21 protein-coding genes are annotated in these 18,034 nt (G+C 60.0%); 12 read left to right on the forward strand and 9 right to left on the reverse strand.

The window, feature by feature from the left end:
• Positions 1-100 precede the first annotated feature (100 nt).
• Positions 101-910 (reverse strand): MOSC domain-containing protein, encoded by an 810-nt coding sequence (locus M1D99_RS21070; protein ID WP_434571506.1) that lies wholly within the window; start codon positions 908-910, stop codon positions 101-103.
• Positions 911-981: 71 nt separating this feature from the next.
• Positions 982-1,905 carry a chemotaxis protein CheV gene (locus M1D99_RS21075; protein ID WP_053120553.1) on the reverse strand — a complete coding sequence of 308 codons (924 nt, stop codon included), beginning with the start codon at positions 1,903-1,905 and terminating at the stop codon, positions 982-984.
• A gap of 479 nt (positions 1,906-2,384) precedes the next feature.
• Here M1D99_RS21075 and M1D99_RS21080 point away from each other — a divergent pair, with 479 nt between their 5' ends.
• From M1D99_RS21080 to M1D99_RS21090, 3 genes are all read left to right on the forward strand, one after another.
• Positions 2,385-2,852 carry a hypothetical protein gene (locus M1D99_RS21080; protein WP_250962339.1) on the forward strand — a complete coding sequence of 156 codons (468 nt, stop codon included), beginning with the start codon at positions 2,385-2,387 and terminating at the stop codon, positions 2,850-2,852.
• Between the two features lie 220 nt (positions 2,853-3,072).
• On the forward strand, positions 3,073-3,966 hold the full coding sequence (locus tag M1D99_RS21085; RefSeq protein WP_186705376.1) for a sensor histidine kinase: 894 nt from the start codon (positions 3,073-3,075) through the stop codon (positions 3,964-3,966).
• Positions 3,963-4,622, forward strand: a complete 660-nt coding sequence (locus tag M1D99_RS21090) for a response regulator (RefSeq protein ID WP_186705329.1) — start codon at positions 3,963-3,965, stop codon at positions 4,620-4,622. The genes M1D99_RS21085 and M1D99_RS21090 overlap by 4 nt, the downstream gene beginning before the upstream one ends.
• Here the strand turns inward: M1D99_RS21090 and yegS are convergent.
• Positions 4,606-5,523 carry a lipid kinase YegS gene (gene yegS / locus M1D99_RS21095; RefSeq protein ID WP_434571509.1) on the reverse strand — a complete coding sequence of 306 codons (918 nt, stop codon included), beginning with the start codon at positions 5,521-5,523 and terminating at the stop codon, positions 4,606-4,608. The genes M1D99_RS21090 and yegS overlap by 17 nt on opposite strands.
• Positions 5,524-5,832: 309 nt before the next feature.
• On the opposite strand from yegS, the gene M1D99_RS21100 reads away from it, so the two are divergent.
• On the forward strand, positions 5,833-6,141 hold the full coding sequence (locus M1D99_RS21100) for a hypothetical protein (RefSeq protein WP_434571511.1): 309 nt from the start codon (positions 5,833-5,835) through the stop codon (positions 6,139-6,141).
• 59 nt (positions 6,142-6,200) lie between these two features.
• Here M1D99_RS21100 and M1D99_RS21105 read toward each other — a convergent pair whose 3' ends face one another.
• Positions 6,201-7,388, reverse strand: coding sequence for a molybdopterin molybdotransferase MoeA (locus M1D99_RS21105; RefSeq protein WP_434576579.1), 1,188 nt, complete (start codon positions 7,386-7,388; stop codon positions 6,201-6,203).
• A gap of 22 nt (positions 7,389-7,410) precedes the next feature.
• Entirely contained in the window at positions 7,411-7,950 is a 540-nt protein-coding gene (gene moaB / locus M1D99_RS21110) for a molybdenum cofactor biosynthesis protein B (RefSeq protein WP_053120541.1), read from the reverse strand.
• Positions 7,951-8,028: 78 nt separating this feature from the next.
• Here moaB and mobA point away from each other — a divergent pair, with 78 nt between their 5' ends.
• Complete coding sequence (gene mobA, locus M1D99_RS21115) at positions 8,029-8,631, forward strand: molybdenum cofactor guanylyltransferase MobA (protein WP_458130729.1); 603 nt, start codon at positions 8,029-8,031, stop codon at positions 8,629-8,631.
• Between the two features lie 75 nt (positions 8,632-8,706).
• Positions 8,707-8,928 carry a YgdI/YgdR family lipoprotein gene (locus M1D99_RS21120; RefSeq protein WP_186705332.1) on the forward strand — a complete coding sequence of 74 codons (222 nt, stop codon included), beginning with the start codon at positions 8,707-8,709 and terminating at the stop codon, positions 8,926-8,928.
• Between the two features lie 382 nt (positions 8,929-9,310).
• On the opposite strand, the gene M1D99_RS21125 is transcribed toward M1D99_RS21120, so the two are convergent.
• The 3 genes from M1D99_RS21125 to M1D99_RS21135 form a co-directional block, all read right to left on the reverse strand.
• Positions 9,311-10,201 carry a pseudouridine synthase gene (locus tag M1D99_RS21125; RefSeq protein ID WP_434571516.1) on the reverse strand — a complete coding sequence of 297 codons (891 nt, stop codon included), beginning with the start codon at positions 10,199-10,201 and terminating at the stop codon, positions 9,311-9,313.
• A gap of 71 nt (positions 10,202-10,272) precedes the next feature.
• On the reverse strand, positions 10,273-10,593 hold the full coding sequence (locus M1D99_RS21130) for a transcriptional regulator (protein WP_186705334.1): 321 nt from the start codon (positions 10,591-10,593) through the stop codon (positions 10,273-10,275).
• A gap of 91 nt (positions 10,594-10,684) precedes the next feature.
• Entirely contained in the window at positions 10,685-10,921 is a 237-nt protein-coding gene (locus M1D99_RS21135) for a glutaredoxin family protein (RefSeq protein ID WP_186705335.1), read from the reverse strand.
• Between the two features lie 188 nt (positions 10,922-11,109).
• On the opposite strand from M1D99_RS21135, the gene M1D99_RS21140 reads away from it, so the two are divergent.
• On the forward strand, positions 11,110-12,822 hold the full coding sequence (locus M1D99_RS21140; protein ID WP_434571518.1) for a cation:proton antiporter: 1,713 nt from the start codon (positions 11,110-11,112) through the stop codon (positions 12,820-12,822).
• A 19-nt stretch (positions 12,823-12,841) separates the two neighbouring features.
• Here the strand turns inward: M1D99_RS21140 and M1D99_RS21145 are convergent, their stop codons facing one another.
• The gene (locus tag M1D99_RS21145; RefSeq protein ID WP_458130730.1) at positions 12,842-14,050 is read right to left on the reverse strand and encodes an ammonium transporter; all 1,209 of its coding nucleotides are present in this window, start codon (positions 14,048-14,050) and stop codon (positions 12,842-12,844) included.
• Positions 14,051-14,378: 328 nt separating this feature from the next.
• On the opposite strand from M1D99_RS21145, the gene M1D99_RS21150 reads away from it, so the two are divergent.
• From M1D99_RS21150 to M1D99_RS21170, 5 genes are all read left to right on the forward strand, one after another.
• The gene (locus tag M1D99_RS21150; RefSeq protein WP_092166820.1) at positions 14,379-14,693 is read left to right on the forward strand and encodes a DUF883 family protein; all 315 of its coding nucleotides are present in this window, start codon (positions 14,379-14,381) and stop codon (positions 14,691-14,693) included.
• 2 nt (positions 14,694-14,695) lie between these two features.
• The gene (locus M1D99_RS21155; RefSeq protein ID WP_060738527.1) at positions 14,696-15,085 is read left to right on the forward strand and encodes a phage holin family protein; all 390 of its coding nucleotides are present in this window, start codon (positions 14,696-14,698) and stop codon (positions 15,083-15,085) included.
• Positions 15,082-15,417 (forward strand): hypothetical protein, encoded by a 336-nt coding sequence (locus tag M1D99_RS21160; protein WP_053120523.1) that lies wholly within the window; start codon positions 15,082-15,084, stop codon positions 15,415-15,417. The genes M1D99_RS21155 and M1D99_RS21160 overlap by 4 nt, the downstream gene beginning before the upstream one ends.
• Positions 15,418-15,620: 203 nt before the next feature.
• Complete coding sequence (locus M1D99_RS21165; protein WP_186705338.1) at positions 15,621-16,949, forward strand: deoxyguanosinetriphosphate triphosphohydrolase; 1,329 nt, start codon at positions 15,621-15,623, stop codon at positions 16,947-16,949.
• 458 nt (positions 16,950-17,407) lie between these two features.
• Positions 17,408-18,034, forward strand: coding sequence for a response regulator transcription factor (locus tag M1D99_RS21170; RefSeq protein WP_186705339.1), 627 nt, complete (start codon positions 17,408-17,410; stop codon positions 18,032-18,034).

The raw sequence follows: 18,034 nt of genomic DNA on the forward strand, positions 1-18,034 counted from the left end.
GCACAATCGGCCTGACACGCCGAGGTGGCAGTTCTAGGGGCTGCTTCGCAGCCCAGCGGGAGCAAGCTCCCTCGCCACACATTTTTATTCACGGCGCTTTTTACTCAAGCACCTCAACCGGCATGCCGACTTCAAGCCGACCGTTGCTGTCGTTGACCAGGTTCTGGCCGAACATCGCGCCGTCCGGTGTCGAACGGTATTGCTGCAGCGTGGCAAAGGGTTCGCGATTCGGATCGCGCTCGCCGGTTTGCGGATCGACCGTGGTCATGATGCACCGCGAGCAGGGCTTGACCAGCCGGAACTCCACCTCGCCGATACGAATACGCTTCCACCCGTCCTCGGCAAACGCTTCGCTGCCCTCGACCACCAGGTTGGGACGAAAGCGCAACATTTCCAGCGAACGACCGACCCGACTCGACAGGTCCTGCAACGAGGCCTGGCCAATTAGCAGCAAGGGGAAACCATCGGCAAAGGCGACCTTGTCGTCGTCCTTGCCATAACCGGCTGCGGTGGTGCGCGCCAGCTCCACCGGCACATGCACCAGCCGCGTAGGGTTGCCGATGAATTCACTGACCCAGGCCGCGGCCTCGTCACCGGCATCCGGCACACGCAAGGTGTCACGCCAGATGATCACACCGCGCCGCTGCTCTTCCTGGGTAGGTGGCAACGACACGTCGATGGCGCCATGGCCGGGCGCACTGAGCGTCAGGCCCCCCGCCTCGTTCCACAAGGCCGAAAGCTGGCTCATCTTCGCCACGGCGCGCTGGGTCAGGAATCGCCCCGTGCCCTCGTCCACCAGCATCCAGCGCCGATCGCCGTCCAGCCCGAGCTTGTCCAGGCCGATTTCCGACAAGGGCTGGCCCTTGCCGGACTTCAACGGATACCGATACAGCGCGCTCAGCCGCAACATGCTCAACTTCCCCGGGGGCAAAAAAATGCCACCTTATACGAGCCGGCCATTGAAGCAAACCACCATCGGTTTCAGTCGAGCATCAACCGCTGGCGCACGACGTCGACCAGCTTGTCCGGCTGGAATTTGGAGAGGAAATTGTCGCAGCCAACCTTCTTGACCATCGAGTCGTTGAAGCTGCCCGACAGCGAGGTGTGCAGTACGACATAGAGCCCGCGCAAACGCGGGTCGTTACGGATTTCGGTGGTCAGGCGGTAGCCGTCCATTTCCGGCATTTCCGCGTCGGTGAAGATCATCAGCAATTTATCGGTCATGACCTCGCCGGTATCGGCCCAGGCCTTGAGCATGTTCAGCGCCTTCAGGCCGTCGCTGGCAATGTGCATTTTCACGCCCAGTTGACCCAAGGTGTCGCGCAGTTGCGAGAGCGCCACATTGGAGTCGTCCACCAGCAACACTTCGCGGCCGCGGGCACGTTCCAGCACCGGATCTTCGAGTTTGTCCCGGGAGACCTTGGCGTTGTACGGCACGATTTCGGCCAGGACTTTCTCCACGTCGATGATTTCCACCAACTGATCGTCCACCTTGCTGATGGCCGTCAGGTAGTGCTCGCGGCCAGCACTGGTCGGCGGCGGCAGGATGGCTTCCCAGTTCATGTTGACGATGCGGTCGACGCCGCCCACCAGGAATGCCTGCACCGAGCGGTTGTATTCAGTCACGATAATGGTGCTGTTGGCGCCCGGCACCAACGGGCGCATGCCAATGGCCTGGGACAGGTCGATCACCGGCAGCGTCTGGCCACGCAGATTGACCACACCGCACACGAACGGGTGACGTTGCGGCATCAACGTCAGCTTCGGCAGTTGCAGGACTTCCTGGACCTTGAACACGTTAATGGCGAAAAGCTGTCGACCCGCCAGGCGAAACATGAGAATTTCCAGGCGATTCTCACCCACCAGTTGGGTTCGTTGATCTACTGTGTCGAGAATGCCGGCCATCGATGACTCCTGGGCTTGTTCGGATGAATCCAATAAAACAGCTATCGGCGGCACGAGCCGAATCTTGACCCCAGATAAAATACAGCGCGGGGAATTGATATCACATTAACATCATGTTTTACTGGCTTCACGATCTCATTCCCCGTTTTTCCCGCTGCGCGACTCCGGTTTGCGCACTAAGTTCCGCTGCCTAAGGGATTCCCCTAGGTACAATCAGGTCCAACCTGATATTCCCGCTTTCCAATAGCCATTAATGTGACGCCATTCTCATTGCTGAACGGAGTCAGGCTTTTGTGCGCGACCACAGGACATCGGACCTGCTGCCTTTCGGCCGATCCCATCCGTGCAATCGTTTGCGAACTCGCCTTCGCGCAACGGCTCGGGCGTGTCGTCGTGCGTCCGCCCGCGGTCGTCCTTGAGATCCAGCCGTTCGCCATACGCGGTTTCCTTTCGCCTGACATGATGTTGTGGAGATAAGCATGCCGAACGATCGTAGAAACTGGAATCAACGTCTTCCCGAATTTCTGATCGAGGCCGAGACGCTGCTGGCCAAGTCGGAGGAATGCCTGAGCCATCTGCAATTGATCAACAACGACAAGGACGCCATCGATTGCATGCTCAGCACCTTGCTGAAGCTGTCGAACAAAGCCAATGCCCTGGCGCTGGAAGCCGTTTCGGAGTTTTCCATGCACATCCATGGTTTGCTCAGCCACGCGCAAAACATGGAATTACATGATCAGGCCCTGGAAGCCTTGAAGGATTGCTTCACCCTGATGGCCTGGCAATTGGAGCTGGTCGATCACACCACCGGCCAGTTGGGTCTGGACAGCAGCGAGCAGACCTCCTTGATTGAGGCATTCGCTTTCCAGGTAGGCCAAAGTCCCGGCCAGGCATTGGCCGCGTCACGTCCGTTGGCGTTGGTGTCCTACCCCCAGAAACAAGCCTGATCTGATGGCAATTAGCCTGCGCTTTAGCCCGTTCACGGCACCATGCCGAGCGCGACCCACGATAGGCGAAGTGGTACTATCTCCTGCGTCAGCCACTTCAAGACAGCGCCGTAAAAGCCGCCGACCGAAGCTGCCTTCGACCTGAAACGTTTACCCGACCCGGCTTGTCAGATGCGCTGACCGGCCTGCCCGCAGCGAACATTCATTGGCTCCATCCGCTATGCACGCCAGCCTCAAGTCATTTATCACCTGGCCTCCTTCCCGAGATAACGCCCGTCGCTTCACATTACTACTGTGCATCTGCTCGACCCTCGGCTGCCTGCTGGCCTATCTGTACGCCCACACGGTGCCGCTGGGCCTGCTGGCCCTGAACGTCGCGGCCTTGAGCTGTGTCTGGATCCACCATCGATTGTCGCGCAAATCCATCAAGTTCCAGCCCCAGGAGCTGGCCGACCGGCTGCTGGAGGTCCAGGAGAATGAGCGCCATCGGCTCAGCCGTGAATTGCACGACGACATTGGCCAGTTGCTGACCGCGGCGAAACTGCAAGGCGAATGGCTCAAGCGGCGGATGCCGGAAGAATTGCAAGACCAGTGCGCACTCCTGTGCGAGACCCTGGACGAAACCCTCAACAAGGTCCGTGATGTATCGGCGATCCTCAATCCGCGGGAACTGACCAGTCTCGGGCTTGAAGCCAGTCTGCGGGCGCATCTGCTCAAGACCCTGGCCAACGTCCCGGTGAAGTGGAGCCTCGATTGCCAGCAGCGCATGACGGGCATCCCGGAGGAGATGTCGGTGGCGGTGTTCCGGATCACCCAGGAAGCGGTCACCAATATCTTGCGCCATGCCCGGGCGACAAATCTGCTGGTACGCCTGCAACGCTTGCCCGACGGCCTGACCCTGCTGATCAGCGACGATGGCCTGGGTTTTGCGCCCGCCAGCCACCCCGCTCGTGAAGGTCAACGGGGCATGGCCGGCATGTCGGAGCGGGTCGAACAATTAGGCGGCACCCTCAAGGTCATCAGCGAGGCCGGCAAAGGCACGCACATCGAAGCACGCTTTCCCTGGGCGCCGCGTGCCCTGGAACGAGCCAGTAAGAATAAGGTTCTCCTTTGATTTGTAATTTGCTTCTGGTAGATGACCACTCCCTGATCAGGGCCGGCGTACGAGCCCTGGTCATGGATATCCCAGGTTATGCCGTGATCGGCGAAGCCAATGACGGCACGCATTTGGTGGAGTTGGTGGAACGACTGAACCCCGACATCGTGCTGCTGGACATTTCCATGAAGGACACCAGTGGCCTGGACGCCTTGCAGCAGCTCAAGCGGGTGCGCCCCCACAGCAAGGTGCTCATCCTGTCGATGCATACGGATCCGGCGCTGATCATGCAGGCGCTGGAATACGGAGCCCATGGCTATCTGCTCAAGGACACCACCGCCACTGAGCTGAAACACGCCCTGGAGGCGCTGCGCAACAACGAACGCTACCTGAGCCCGGCCATCGCCCATACCGTGATCAACCAGGCGCTGACCCGTGTCCAGAAACATCAGCCGGACCCAGCCCAGACCCATAACCTGACCGCACGCCAGTTGGAGATCCTGCGGCTGATCGTGCGCGGCAAGTCCACCCGGGAAATCGCCAACGGCCTGAACCTGAGCATCAAGACCGTGGAAACCCACCGGGCGCAAATCATGAAGCGCCTACAGATCCATGACGTGGCCGGCCTTGTGCTGTTCGCGGTGCGCGAGCAAATCATCAGCCTGGACGATTGAGCGCCGTCGCGCCGCCCAACAGCGGCGAATCGGACGGCAGGTGCAGCCGCAACGCCTTTGGACGGACAGTGAAGCGCAGGGTATCGACCTGCAACGGCTCGCCATCGAGATTGATGTCCAGGCCTTGCGCGACCTTGATCTCCACCCAGGGCAAGCGCGCGCGGACAAACATGTTGTCGATGCCCAGGCCGCCCGCGAGCAAGTCCTTCAAGGTGCTGACCACTTCCTGGGGTGCCGGCAGGATGCTGATGTCCAGCAATCCATCATCCGCCAACGCCTCCGGGCACAGCACATGGCCTCCCCCCGCCTGCCGGCCATTACCGATGCCCAGCGCGAGCAAATCGCCCTGCCAGTGGAAATCGGGCCCCTGCAACTCACCATAGGCGGCACTGAGCTCACTGAATCGCGACAGGCCCGTGAACAGATAGGCAGCGCCGCCCAGGACCTTCTTGAGGTCCTCGGAGGTGTTCGCCGTCACCTGGCTGCCGAAACCACCGGTGGCCATGTTCAGGAAAATCCGCCCGCCGACTTCGCCCACGTCAACGGCCCGCGGCGCAACGTCCAATAAATCCATGGCTTGCGCAGGTTCCAGCGGCACACCGGCCGCCCGGGCGAAATCGTTGGCCGTGCCCAGCGGCAACAGGACCAGGCTGGCATCGCTGGACTTATGAGCGATCGCTTCGGCGATATCACGCAAGGTCCCATCACCGCCGCCAGCGATCAGTCGCGTATATCCGGCAGCCAGCGCTTCATCGACCCAGCGCTGGGCATCACCGGCTTCCCAGGTCAACCGTACCGCCAAGTCCCAGCCCTGCTCGCGCTTGAGCATCACGGCCGAGCGAACCTCTTCGTTGAGCGCTTGCTTGCCATGCAAAATCAACAGCGCCTTGCCTTTGCTCATCGTGGTCTCCGTCATTGGAAGGTTCAGGCATGGGACCGCTCATTCGAGCGAAAAAGCCCAGTACACCTCATTATTTTAGAAGCGCAGGACGGCTCGTCCGATCAACGCGCCCTGATTCGAAGAGTTTTCTTACAGGATCTGGCGAATCAGCTCAATTGACCCTCCAGTGGTATTGAGACACCTTGGGTTCATGTTTTGCTGGATCGCTTAAACCTCACCACACAAGGAAGCATGCTCCCATGGATGGATACGTTACGGCCCGCAGGGGCCGGATCACTCGCTCGAACAGTTATGGGGATGGACCGTCCCATGCATAACCGTGAATACAAGCTGTCTCCCCGGCAGCTCGCGTCCTTTGGAAGCGGGCAGGCCGATACTCGAAACGAATGCAAAAGTTGCAGTAATCCCGCTGGAGGAATTGATTTGGAACCGCGCGTCGTTGAACTGGAAACCCACCTCAAATACATCCGTAAAGACATGGATGAAATTCGTACCGACGTCAAGGTGATCCGCCACAGGCTGGCCTATTCGGCTGGCGCCGCGGCGGTGGTGCTCGGCCTGCTGGGCTGGGTCGCCAACAACCGATTCGATCAGTTGGTGATACTGCTCACGCGATAAGGTGAGGCGCGCAACGGCCCGAGCGTCCCACTCGGGCCGGAGAACAACTGGTAGGCATGCTAGCCCAGGACTTCGCTCAAGGGGATGAAGCCCACTTCGTCACCCTCCACCAGCGTCTGTCCTTCGAGCACTTCGACCAATCCTTCGGCCCAGGCCGCGCTGCGCAGGACCCCCGAGCTCTGATTCCGGTAGATGACCGCTCGACCATTCTCCATGCGGCCTCGCAGGTATTCTCGGCGACTGCCCGCCTTCGGCCAGGCGAAACCGGCCGGCACCTTGAACTTGAGCGGCGTCACCGACTGAACGCCTTGGCGTCTCAACAGGTAAGGCCTTGCCAGCAGTGCGAACGTCACGAGGGTCGACGCGGGATTTCCAGGTAGGCCTATGACCGGCACGCCACGGTAATGCCCGAACGTCAGCGGCTTACCTGGCTTGATGGCGAGCTTCCACAGTGTCAGCTCACCGTCCTCACGCAAGGCGATGCCGAGGAAGTCCGCCTCCCCCACCGAGACACCACCGGTGGACAGGATCAGATCGACATCCGACAACTGCGCCAGACGCTCGCGGGTGGCAGGCAAATCGTCGGGCAGAATACCGGCATCAACCACCTCACAATCCAGGCGTTGTAGCCAACCACACAGCAGCACGCGGTTACTGTTATAGATCTGACCAGGCCCCAGTGCCTGGCCGGGCTCAACCAGCTCATCACCCGTGGACAGAACGGCGACGCGGACCTTGCGCACCACGTCCAGCGATGCGCAGCCCAAGGACGCCGCCAAGCCCAGCTCGATCGGCCCCAGGCGAGTGCCGGCAGAGAGGACCTGCTCGCCAACGGTGGTCTCCTGTCCTTGAGGACGAATGTTCTGTCCACTGACCATGGGCTCGGTAAACCGCACCCGCTGGTCGCTTTCAACCACGGCATTTTCCTGCATCTCGACGCAATCAGCGCCAGCAGGGACTGGCGCCCCCGTGAAGATCCGCGCGCACGTGCCAGCGGCCAGCGGCTCCGGCGCCTGCCCGGCAAAAATCCGCTGGCTGACCACCAACGGCTCGCCGCTCCAGTCCGCCAGCCGCAAGGCATAGCCGTCCATGGCGCTGTTGGGCCATGGCGGCAAGTCAAGGGTCGATACCAGGTCCTCGGCCAGCACTCGCCCTGATGCCTCGGCCAACGGCAAACGCTCGCGTTGGACAATCGGTGTGCTCGCCGCCATCTTGAGCAGCCGTTCCAGCGCCACCTCAACGGCCATCAAGGCGCCGGCCTTACCCGGTTTACCCACGGGATTCACAAGGGGCTGCCTGTTTCAAATGAGCCACAAAGTTGCATGGCCGATGCCGCACATCCAATTGTTCGGCCAGGATCCCATCCCATCCGGTACGCACCGCGTTGGTCGACCCTGGCAGGCAACATACCAGCGTGCCATTGGCTAGGCCGGCCAGCGCACGGGACTGCACAGTGGAAGTGCCGATGTCGGCCACGGATATCTGCCGGAACAACTCGCCAAAGCCATCGACCTGCTTGTCCAGCAGGCACGTGACGGCTTCCGGCGTACTGTCACGCCCCGTGAAACCGGTGCCGCCGGTGATCAGCACGACTTGCACCACGTCCTCGGCAATCCAGGTCGCGACTTGTGCTCGGATCTTGTACAAATCATCTTTGAGCAGGACCCGTGCCGCCAGGTTGTGACCCGCCGCCGTGAGCCGATCGACGAAGACCTGCCCGGACGTATCGGTTTCCAGGGTACGGGTGTCACTGACTGTCAGCACCGCGATATTGAGCGGCACGAAAGGTACATCAGCCTTGGCTTTCATAGGCTCGTCCAGTTGTGAAGGAAACAGCCCGGTGTTATATCACAGCGCTTCATTTTTTCGCCCGTGCGGAGACACGCCATGACCTCGGAAACGCCACTGCCATCCTGCTCCATTCTGCTCCTGGCCGGTGGGCGCGGACAACGCATGGGCGGCCAGGACAAAGGGCTGGTGCAATGGCAAGGGGAACCGCTGATTGCCCATCTCCATCGCCAGACCCGCGCCATGAGCGATGACCTGATCATTTCCTGCAACCGCAATGCGCAACGTTATGCGCCGTATGCCGATCAGTTGGTGCACGATGAGGAAGGTGATTTTCCCGGGCCATTGGCGGGCATCCGCGCAGGTCTGAAGGCCGCGAGATACCCGTATCTACTGGTGCTGCCATGCGACGTGCCGCAAATCGACGCAAGCCTGCTCGACAATATGTGCAGGACGGCCAGCCAGCACCCCGACCAACCGTTGATGGTGCGCCACGGCGCGCATTGGGAACCGCTGCTGTGCGTCATCCCGTTGACCCTGGCAGCACGCTTCGAACAGGCCTGGAGCGAAGGCGAACGCAGCCCCGGCCGCATCATGCGCGCGCTGCACGCCGTTGCCTTGCAATGCCCTGCCGATGATCCGCGACTGGCCAATCTGAACACCCCGGAACTATTGGCCCGACATAAAGGCGTGTCAGATTGACACTAGCCAGGAACTTGCGCGCAATGTATACGTCTGAAGGTCAGTAACTTGAAGAATCCATTTCGGAGAAACACCATGACACAACGGACCCTCGCCACGTTCATGCTCGCTCTGGGCCTCGCCACCCTTGCCGGGTGCGCTTCGCCAACGGTGATCACCTTGAATGACGGTCGCGAAATCCAGGCCGTCGATACCCCACATTTCGATGAAGAAAGCGGCTTCTACGAATTCGAACAACTGGATGGCAAGCAGACTCGCGTGAACAAGGATCAGGTTCGTACCGTTAAGGATTTGTAATCTGTAACGCTGCTGCCCGATGTTGTTAAAAACCGGCGCTTCCTGAAGAGGGAAGCGCCGGTTTTTTTTGGGGCTTGGTTTTGGTTTTAGGCTAGCCGACCTGGTTATTGGTGAGACCGTGTTACCCCTGCGGGAGCGGGCTTGCTCGCGAAAGCGGTGTGTCAGTTTGCGGTGGCGTTGGATGGGCCGGCCTCTTCGCGAGCAGGCTCGCTCCCACAGGTTGTGCGGTGCACATGGGCCTTGGGCCTGCTGAAAATCCAATGTGGGAGCGAGCTTGCTCGCGATAGCGGTGGCTCGGCCACATAGATACCAGCGTGTGCCCTGCTCTTGCTCCTAACGAAAAAATCAAAACTTCACGCAGTTATAGCGGGTTCTAAACCAACTACCACTGCAACGAAATACCACTCTCGAACACCCGCTCCCGACCACTCACCGGATCAACAAAACGTAACCCCTGAGCCAGCAATTTCAAAGGATTGGCATAATCATCCTCAACATCCCGAAGCACATCCGGATAAAACGGATCATTGCAGATCCCCGCCCCAAGGGCATTCATGTGAACCCGCAATTGATGCTTCTTACCCGTAACCGGATACAAGCCATAACGCCACAACTCACCCTTCCTTTCCAACACTTCAATGGCCGTTTCGGTATTGGGCTCGCCCTGCCCTTCCTGCATCCGGAAGAACGGTTCGCCATCAATCATCCGGCTTTTATGCACCAGGGGAAAGTTCAACCCAGGCAACGCACGGGCAATGGCTTGGTAGCGTTTCTCGATTCGCCGTGTCGGGAACAATGACTGATACGCCGAACGGGTTTGCGGGTTGGCCGAAAACAACACCAGCCCGGCCGTATGCCGATCGATGCGGTGCAGGGGCACCAGATGCGGATTGTCCAGCCGCCGGATCAACCGTCGCAACAAGGTTTGCTCGACATACTCGCCCGCCGGAGTGACGGGCAGAAAATGCGGTTTGTCTGCCACCACCAGGTGCTCGTCGGCGTATAGGATCGACTCCACCACCGGAATCGGTTTCTCGTCGGGTACTTCCCGGAAGTAGTGGATGCGCAAACCTTCGCGGTACGGCAAGTCGACAGGGATCGCCTTGCCCTCCGCGTCCAATACCCGGCCCCGGGCGATCCGGTCCAGCCACTGTTCACGGCTGATGGCGCTGAAATGCTCGCACAGGCATTCCAACACCGTCGGCCAGGAACCGGGCGGCAGGTACAACGTACTGGCCTGATGCTGAGCGGCGGAAAACGATGAACCGGACATTAAAAACTCTTGGATATTTGGCATGCCGGCATTATCCGACAGTCGCCCCAGCCAGCCCAGCGATGATTGCTTTACGCCGTGGCCGACGTCGGTTTTGCCGCCGCTTCGGTGAACTCTTTCAACCAGCGCAGTACGTCCACCGCCTCCCAGCGACCCGGATCGTAGAGCGCGTACAGCAAGCCCTGGTAACCCACCACATCCAACTGCTTGTGATAGCCGGCGCGCTGGAACAACGCTTCGATTTCGGCGAAGCAGGTATTGAAGTGCAGTTTATTGAAGGGTGTCTTGCCTTCGGTCACCAAGCCATCCAGGCGAAGCTCCAGGACCGCCTCATGCACAACGTCCGCGGACATCCTGTTTACGCTGGCTTTCAGTTGTTCGACATTGACCAAGGGGTGCACTCCAGATAGCTGTATGGGCATACAGTAACCGAAGCGCGATATTTTCGCCAACCACAGTGTCAGGAACTGACGAACGAGCCGTTCAACGGAGGAATGTCACGATCTGTTCGGTATCGAAGGGCCAGTCCAGCTCGGCACCGGTATCCAGCCTGCGCAGCACGGGAATACGCAGCCCATAGTCCTCGACCCAGTCTTCACGTTCTGAAATGTCCACCAATTCCACCAACAATCCATGTTCGACCAAAGGCATCAGTTCAGCTTCGGCGACTTCGCAAAGATGGCACCCCAGGGTACCGAACAATTGGCATTCAGGAGGCATGGCGGGTAGACCCAAAAAAGATAGACGGTCATTCTAGGCTCGCCTCGGAAAACCGTCGAGTCGCTGGCTCGCTTCAGGGTGTTTCGGTAAAACGCTGATGCAAATCACTGAACGCAAATGCTTTTCCAGCGACGCTTGTCGCGTTTTCCCTTCTACGCTGTGCGTTGTACCTTGAAACGGAGTTCCCCTTGTTTGCCAACCTGCTGATCATCCTCGCCTCGTCCCTGGTGGTCATCGCCCTGTTCAGGCGGCTGCGCCTTCCACCGGTGCTGGGTTATCTCTGCGTCGGGCTGGCGGTCGGCCCTACCGCGCTGGACTGGGTCAACGACAGCGAAGAATTGCCAGACCTGGCCGAGCTTGGGGTGGTGTTCCTGCTGTTCTCGTTGGGCCTGGAGTTTTCCCTGTCGAAAATGCTCGAACTGCGCCGGGTCGTGTTCGGCCTGGGCAGCCTGCAGGTGCTGTGCTCGGGAGCGCTGCTGGCAGGATTGCTCGCTTTATGCGGCGCCCCAGCGATCGCCGCGTTGCTGCTCGGCGCCGGGCTGGCCTTGTCCTCCACGGCCATTGTCAGCAAGGAGTTGACCAGCCTGGGCGAGATCTTCAGCAGCCACGGCCAGAACGCCATCGGTGTGTTGTTGTTCCAGGACGTTGTCGCGGTGCTGCTGTTGACCCTGGTGCCGGTCTTCGCCGGCAGTAGCGAGCACCCATGGTATTGGGCGCTGCCCCTGACCCTGGGCAAGACCCTGGTGTTGTTTGGCGGCCTGCTGCTGGCCAGCCGATTGCTGCTGCCACGGCTGTTCCATGAAGTGGCGGCGTCCCGGTCCGCGGAACTGTTCGTGCTGCTGGCCCTGGTGATCGTGCTGCTGACGGCATGGCTGACCCACCTGCTCGGATTATCGCCGGCCCTGGGCGCCTTCCTGGCGGGCATGCTGCTGGGGGAAAGCCACTACCGGCATCAGATCGAGGCCGATATACGCCCGTTCCGTGACATCCTGCTGGGGCTGTTTTTTGTCAGCATCGGCATGCTGATCGACCTGCAACTGTTCCTTGATGATGGCCTGTTGATCCTGGGATTGACCCTCGGCTTGATGCTCATCAAGGGCTGCGTGGTCGCCGTCCTGGTGAAATGGCGCGGCAGCGACCGTGAAACCGCCTGGCGCAGCGGCCTGGCCTTGGCCCAGGGCGGCGAATTCTGCTTTGCCTTGATGGCGCTGATGCAGCAGAACCGACTCATGCCCGCCGACATCAGCGGCCTGCTGCTGGCTGCGACGTTCTGCTCGATGCTGCTGACCCCGTTGCTGTTGCGCGCGGCGCCACGCATCGCCGCACGCCTGCATCGCAAACCCAACGAAGAGGCACAACTGGACCAGATCAGCGCACTCAATGCCGGGTTGTCGAATCATGTGGTGATTTGCGGCTACGGACGCGTCGGCCAATCCATCGGACGCTTCCTGCGTCGCGAAGGCCAGGCGTTCGTCGCCCTGGATGACGACCCGGTGATCATCCAGGAAGCCACCGTCGGCGAGAACTGCGTGCATTATGGCGATTCCCGACGAGGGGACTTGCTCACCGCCGTTGGCTTGAACCGCGCCCGGCTGCTGGTGATCGCGGTGGACAAGACCGACATCGCCATCACCGTGCTCCAGGCGGCCCGGCGGATCAACCAACAGGTGCCGATTCTGGTGCGCACCCGTGACGACAGCCAACTGGCCGAGTTGCAGGCGGCCGGGGCCAGCGAAGTGGTCCCCGAGCTGTTGGAGTCGAGCCTGATGCTGGCCTCCCACGCCTTGATCATGCTCGGCCTGCCTGAACAGCAGGTCCGGCATCACGTGGATCAGGTCCGCCACGACCGCTACCGCCTGCTCCACGGTTTTTACCCTGGCAACCAAGACAAGGAGCCTTAAGCGACCACTAATGCAGCGATCAGTCCTGGCTGACCGCGCCGATCTTGTGAATCGACAGGTCGGCGCCGTAATACTCTTCTTCCTGGGTCAGGCGCAGCCCCAGCACAACCTTGATGGCGCCATAAACCGCGAACCCACCGGCCAGGGCGATGACCACGCCCAGCGCCGTGCCGATCAACTGGCTGATCAGGCTGACCCCACCCAGGCCGCCCAAGGCACTCTGGCCAAAGACGCCACAGGCAACGCCGCCCCAAACCCCGCACAGCCCATGCAGCGGCCAGACGCCGAGCACATCGTCGATCTTCCATTTGCCCTGGGCTGCCGTGAAGCACCAGACAAACAGGGCACCGGCAATGGCACCGGTGGCCAGCGCACCCACCGGGTGCATCAGGTCGGAACCGGCGCAGACGGCCACGAGCCCGGCCAGCGGGCCGTTGTGCAGGAAACCTGGGTCATTGCGCCCGACAATCAATGCCGCCACGGTACCGCCCACCATCGCCATCAACGAATTGATCGCGACCAACCCGCTTACCCCTGGCAAGGTCTGGGCACTCATCACGTTGAAGCCGAACCAGCCGACAATCAGGATCCACGAGCCCAGGGCCAGGAATGGAATGCTCGAAGGCGCGAACGCCACCAGGCGACCGTCCCGGTAGCGGCCATTACGCGGGCCGAGCAAGAGCACGGCGGCCAGCGCCAGCCACCCACCCATGGCATGCACCACCACGGAACCGGCGAAGTCATGGAAACTGGCGCCGAACCGGGCTTGCAGCCACGCCTGCAGGCCGAAATTGCCGTTCCAGACCAAACCTTCGAAAAACGGATAGACAAACGCCACGATCAGCACCGTGGCGCACAACTGCGGGGCGAACCGCGCGCGCTCGGCAATACCGCCGGAAATGATGGCTGGGATCGCCGCAGCAAAGGTCAGCAGGAAGAAGAACTTCACCAGGCTGTAGCCATGATCGACATTGAGCACCGCTGCCGGTTGCAGGAAGGTCACGCCGTAGGAAATCCAATAGCCGACAAAGAAATAGGCCAGGGTCGAGACCGCAAAATCGCTGAGGATTTTCGACAACGCATTGACCTGGTTCTTTTGCCGGACCGTTCCCACCTCCAGGAACGCGAAGCCGGCATGCATGGCCAGGACCATGACCGCGCCGAGCAGGATGAACAGCGTGTTGGAGCTGTGGACCAGACTGTCCACGGCACTTTGCATATCTTCCATGGTGTTGGCAGACCTGAAAAAGTTGAAAAAAGCACCAAGCCGGTTCGCTCACCTCACAAACGCACCAAGTTGAAACGGACCAACGACCGAATACAGGTCGATGAACCGCTTTGGTGCACCAGAACGGGCAAACGAAGCCCCGCTTCGCGGGTTTTAATTATTTGGGTTAAGGTTTTACGGGCCTGCGCCCAGCTTCAGCGCACTGGCACGGGCTAACGCACCAGTACATGGCGCAAGCCTGAGCAAAAGTTGTACCAGCCACTTGCACTGAACCTTCCGGCAAGGCTCATACTCGAACGCTTCAGACGTCACTTACGGAGATTCACCCATGGCCAGAACCCAGGCAAAGACTGCTCAAGAAATTCTGATGGAAGATTTCCAGACGCTGGTCAGCGACACGGAGCGCTTGCTCGATCACACCGCGACGCTGGCAGGCGATCAAGCCGATGCACTACGCAGCCAGATCCACGAAACCCTCCTGCGCGCCCGCGAAACACTCAAGCTGACCGAAGATTCCATGCGCGAACGCGGCCAGGCTGCGGTAGTCGCCACCGAGGAGTACGTACAGGCCAACCCTTGGCAATCGGTGGGCATCGCCGCGGGCGTTGGTTTTCTGATTGGTCTGTTGGCAACACGGCGCTGATCATGGGTATCGACGAATCCGGCTCGTCCGAAGCGGGCACACAACCTACAGCGCGCCGCCTGGGCGCGGCGTTTCTAGGCTTGCTGCACAGTCACGTCGAATTGTTCGGCATGGAACTGCAGGAACAGAAGGCACGCACCGTCAGCCTCCTGCTGTTCGCCGGCCTTGCGCTGGTATTCGGCTTGCTGCTGTTGGTCGGGCTTTCGGCGCTGGTGCTGATCCTGGTGTGGGACACCTATCGTCTGTCGGGCATTATCGGCCTGTGTCTGTTTTACCTGCTGGCGGCCCTGTTTTGCGGTCTGCGGCTCAAGGCGGCGATCTATGACGAGTCCTCCCCTTTCAATGCCACCCTCGAAGAACTGGCCAATGACCGGGAGCGCCTGCTGCCATGAGCCTGCCTGATATCCCCCAAGCCCGGACACGACAGGAAATGCGCAAGGCACTGGTGCGCCTGCGCATGGAAATGCATCGCCAGGAAATCCGGCAAGAGACGCGCCAGTTGTTGCAGCCTTTGCATCGAGTGCGCGGCTTGACGCAAAGCTGGCACGAAGGCTTCGGCATCAAGCATGCGCCACTGTGGGGCGTGGCGGCGGTGTCCCTGCTGGGCTTTCTCACTGGCAAACGGACCCGCCGTGGTGGTGGCGGTGGTGTAACAGGCTTGATCCGCCTGGCAACCACATTGCTGCCGCTGATCAAGCTGGCCAAGACCCTGCGCAAACCCTGAAAAACCTACACCTGTGGCGAGGGAGCTTGCTCCCGCTTGAGTGCGAAGCACTCACAAAATTTGGCCTGCTTCGCAGTCCAGCGGGAGCAAGCTCCCTCGTCACAAAGGGTATGTATCCAGCCTGCGCAGGCCTATAGGCCTTGCACGCCACCCCACGAACCGGGAAGCTAGGGCATCGACCTCATCGAACGGAGCAACCGGCCTTGGATTGGCATACCCTGCTGACTCGCGAACGTCTCGGAAAACCGCTGCACAGCCCACAAGAGCTGGGCCGTAGTCCCTTCCACAAGGACCACGACCGCATCATCTTTTCCGGTGCCTTCCGCCGCCTCGGACGCAAGACGCAAGTGCATCCGGTATCCAGCAACGACCACATCCATACGCGCCTGACCCATTCCCTGGAAGTCAGTTGCGTCGGGCGCTCCCTGGGCATGCGTGTGGGCGAAACCATCCGCAACGCCCTGCCCGACTGGTGCGAGCCCAGCGACCTGGGCATGGTGGTGCAATCGGCTTGCCTGGCCCACGACATTGGCAACCCGCCGTTCGGTCATTCCGGCGAGGACGCCATTCGCTATTGGTTCCAGCAGGCCGCCGGGCGTGGCTGGCTCGATGCCATGAGCGAAGCCGAGCGCAACGACTTTCTCAACTTCGAAGGCAACGCCCAGGGCTTCCGCGTCCTTACCCAGCTTGAATACCATCAGTTCGACGGCGGAACCCGGCTGACCTATGCCACCCTCGGCACCTACCTGAAATACCCCTGGACCGCCCGTCACGCCGACTCCCTGGGCTACAAGAAGCATAAGTTCGGTTGCTACCAGAGCGAACTGCCACTGTTGGAACAGATTGCCCACAAGCTCGGTTTGCCACAGATCGAGGATCAACGCTGGGCACGGCATCCCTTGGTGTATCTGATGGAGGCCGCCGATGACATCTGCTACGCGCTGATCGACCTGGAAGACGGCGTGGAGATGGATCTTCTGGAATACCCCCAGGTGGAATCGCTGCTCCTGGACCTGGTAGGCGACGATCTTCCGGACACCTACCGGCAGCTCGGGCCGCAGGACTCTCGGCGGCGCAAGCTGGCGATCCTGCGGGGCAAGGCCATCGAACACTTGACCAACGCCGCCGCCCGGGCGTTTGTCGAGCAGCAGGAAGCGTTGCTGGCCGGCACGCTGCCAGGGGACCTGGTGGAACATATGCACGGCCCGGCAAAACGTTGCGTGTTGAATGCCAAGGACATGGCACGGCGGAAAATTTTCCAGGACAAGCGCAAGACCCTGCATGAAATCGGTGCCTACACCACGTTGGAAATCCTGCTCAACGGCTTTTGCGGCGCCGCCCTCGAACAGCACGGCGGGCGCACGCCTTCGTTCAAGAATCGCCGCATCCTCGACCTGCTGGGGAACAATGCGCCGGATCCCAACGGCCCTTTGCATGGTGCGTTCTTGCGCATGATCGATTTCATCGCCGGCATGACTGACAGCTACGCCAGCGAGATGGCCCAGGAGATGACGGGCCGTACGCGTCAATAAAAGGCGGGGAGTCGACGGTGTGCGGCACCTGGCACAAAACCTGTGTGCGAGCTTGCTCGCGATGGCGGTAGATCTGTGCTCATCGATGCAGGATGTGCCGCCGTCATCGCGAGCAAGCTCGCTCCCACAGGGAACGGCGGTGAATGTGAATTTTGTAGCGCTGCGCCACAGGAAGTTTGAACTAGATAAATAAATGTTTGGCTTACACGAACCCTGATTTAAACGCTTCCTTTGTTTGCGCAAAAAACACAATCAAAGAAATATTCCTTCACTCGTTGCCAAAAACTCCCCCTCTTTATTGTCATCCACCTACTAAAAAACCGTTTACGTCGTAATATCTTGCCTCTTTTTTTGTAGGAAACTTCTGAAATTGAAGTTGCATGCCTGTCTCTTCGTACGGCCCTGGCTGTAAGTGGGCTAAGGTGCGCGCTTTATTCAAGTTCGCAGGGTATTTATTCATGAACTCCGTTTTCATTGTCGACGATCATCCGGTCATTCGCCTCGCCGTTCGCATGCTCCTGGAACATGAGGGTTATAAGGTCGTAGGAGAAACTGACAACGGCGTCGACGCGATGCAAATGGTGCGCGAGTGCATGCCAGACCTGGTTATCCTGGACATCAGCATCCCCAAACTCGACGGGTTGGAAATCCTGTCACGCTTCAACGCCATGACCACGCCGCTCAAGACGTTGGTGCTCACGGCACAATCGCCGACGCTCTTCGGGATCCGATGCATGCAATCCGGTGCCTCTGGTTACGTTTGTAAGCAGGAAGACCTCAGCGAACTCGTCAGTGCGATCAAAGCGGTATTGTCCGGCTACAACTATTTTCCCAGCCAGGCGCTGAACCCGGTACGCCCGGATGATCCACGCAGTGTAGAGCTGGACCTTTTCAAAAGCGTCAACGATCGGGAACTGATGGTGCTGCAACTTTTTGCCCAGGGCCGTACCAACAAGGAAATAGCCAAGGGGATGTTTCTCAGCAATAAAACCGTCAGCACTTATAAAAAACGTCTGATGCAGAAACTCAAGGTCAAGTCCCTGGTCGAGCTGATTGAAATGGCGAAGCGCAACGCGCTGGTGTGA

It is taken from the genome of Pseudomonas sp. R3-41 (assembly GCF_054161485.1).